The organism is Candidatus Dormiibacterota bacterium (genome assembly GCA_036495095.1).
Lineage (GTDB): Bacteria > Chloroflexota > Dormibacteria > Aeolococcales > Aeolococcaceae > CF-96.
Map to the genome: position 1 here is coordinate 1 of DASXNK010000212.1, position 2,203 is coordinate 2,203.

At 70.4% G+C, this 2,203-nt stretch carries 4 protein-coding genes; all 4 read left to right on the top strand.

The window, feature by feature from the left end; translation table 11 throughout:
- The coding region (locus VGL20_21995; GenBank protein ID HEY2706365.1) for an FtsX-like permease family protein at window positions 1-434 on the top strand (434 nt) is incomplete at its 5' end.
- Window positions 431-1,129: an ATP-binding cassette domain-containing protein gene (locus tag VGL20_22000; protein HEY2706366.1), complete on the top strand. Its 699-nt coding sequence runs from the start codon at window positions 431-433 to the stop codon at window positions 1,127-1,129. The genes VGL20_21995 and VGL20_22000, both read left to right, overlap by 4 nt.
- Window positions 1,126-1,830, top strand: a complete 705-nt coding sequence (locus tag VGL20_22005) for an ATP-binding cassette domain-containing protein (GenBank protein HEY2706367.1) — start codon at window positions 1,126-1,128, stop codon at window positions 1,828-1,830. The genes VGL20_22000 and VGL20_22005 overlap by 4 nt, the downstream gene beginning before the upstream one ends.
- Window positions 1,831-1,921: 91 nt before the next feature.
- Window positions 1,922-2,104 (top strand): hypothetical protein, encoded by a 183-nt coding sequence (locus VGL20_22010; protein HEY2706368.1) that lies wholly within the window; start codon window positions 1,922-1,924, stop codon window positions 2,102-2,104.
- The last annotated feature ends 99 nt before the right edge of the window (window positions 2,105-2,203 follow it).

Here is a 2,203-nt window from a genome sequence, read left to right on the forward strand (position 1 = left end):
GGCAGGCGCCCGCGCTGTCGCTGTTCCTGCTGCTGGCGTGCGCGATCATCGGCTCGGTAGTCGCAGTCGGCGGCACCGCCATCGCAATCACCGCCAGCGCCAGGCGACGCTCCCACGAGACCGCCGCCCTGCGGCTGGTCGGGGTACCCCGCCGCGCGTTGTATCGCGGCGCGGTGATCGAGCAGGTGATGCTTCTCGGCGCCGCCGTCATCCTGGGGCTGCCGGCCGGAGCCCTCGCCGCTCGCCTCGCACTGCCGGTCATCCCCCAGTTCGCCGACACCACCCCAATCGTCCTGCATTACCAGCTCCCCACTGTCCCGCTGGTCACGTTCGCCGCTGCGTTCGTCGTCCTGGTGGTTCTCACCGGGCTGGTCGCCGCCGCGGCCGTGCTGCACGCGGCCGTCCCCACCCGACTTCGCGAGGCGGAGGAATGAACGCACAGCGGGTGCGCTGCCAGCAACTCCGGCACGTCTATCAGGTCGCCGGCGAGCAGCTGATCGCGCTAGACGCCATCGACCTATTCCTCGCTCCCGGCAGCAGCAACGCGATCATCGGACCGTCCGGGTCCGGCAAATCCACCCTGGTCACCCTCCTTGCCGGGCTGCAGCGGCCCACCTCCGGCCGCGTCTACCTCGGCCAGGAGGAGATCAGCAGGCTGCCCGAGACCGCGCTACTGCGGATCCGCGCCGAGCAGGTCGGCGTCGCAATGCAGAACCCGAGTCGCAACCTGCTCCCATACGCCGACGCAGTCGACAACATCCGCTTCGCCCAGCGTGGTCCGCGCAGCTACCGCCGTCAAACCCAGCTTCCCGACCCCGAGCAGCTGCTCGACGAACTTGGGCTGGCCCAGCTGGCCGGCATCCCCGTCGATCATCTCAGTGGCGGCGAGCGCCAACGCATCGCCCTCGCCGTAGCCGCGGCCAACCGTCCCGGCGTGCTGATCGCCGACGAACCCACAAGCCAGCTCGACGCCGCGAACCGCGACCGTGTCGTCGAACTCCTCCGCCACATCAGCACACACCTGGCAGCCACGGTCATCGTCGTCACCCACGACCCACTAGTCGCCATCGGCCTCGACCGCACCATCCAGCTGCACGAAGGCCGTATCACCGAAGACACCGCGGCATGACCGGACCCCACACCCGACCCCCGGAGGGCACAGCCCCGGCGCTGGGCACCCGGGAGCCACCACTAGGCCCCCTGGTCGCCACCGACGTCTGCTACCACCGCGCCGGGCGCACCCTGCTCGATCACGTCTCGCTCCTGGCGCCACCCGGCCAGGTCATCGCCGTCACCGGCCCGTCCGGCAGCGGCAAATCCAGCCTCCTCGCGCTCCTCGGCGGCCTCGAGCGTCCCGACGCGGGCACCGTCCGCCGCCATCCACCCACCGCCCGACTCGGGTTCGTCCTGCAGGCCTTCGGTCTGGCCAACCTGCTCACCGCCGCGGAAAACATCGAAATCGCGCTCCAGCCACGCCTCGCCGCCGGCGGACTCACCCGAGCCGACATACGTCGCAACACGGCAGACATGCTCGAGCGCCTCGGACTCAGCCGCAACGCCGACCACCTCGTCGAGGAACTGTCCGGGGGCCAGCAGCAACGCGTCGCCATCGCGCGCGCCCTCATCGGCGAACCCGACATCCTGCTCGCCGACGAATTCGCCGCCGAACTCGACCACACGGCCAAACAGCAAGCGCTCGAGCTCATTCTCGCCGTCGCACGCCGCGGAGGCATCGTCGTCATCGCCACCCACGACTCCGACATCGCCGAACGCTGCGACCAGGTCCTCCACCTCACCGACGGCCACCTCCATCCCCAGGACGAGCCGTGACGAGTGCGTCGGGCTGTGCGGGGACATCCTCCGGGACGAGCAGCAGAAGCCGTCCGAGCCGGGGACGCAACTGCCCGCCTGGGATGAAACCATGACCGACGAGCAGATCCTGGACCTGCTTCCCCGCATCGCCGCGGTCGGCGCGCAGACCGAGGCGAGCCTCCAGCGGCTGGTCACCCTCTTGCGCGAGCGGAGGGTGACCTGGGCGCGCATCGGCGCCGCGCTCCAGATCACCCGCCAGTCCGCGTGGGAGCGGTTCTCCGGCGAGGAGTAGCCCCGGCGCGATTCGCGCCACCAGACGTAGTGGTGCCACGCAACTGGGGTCTCTTCAGGAACGGGGTGAACCCCCGGCGGCGAGCAGGTGTCCCCTCTC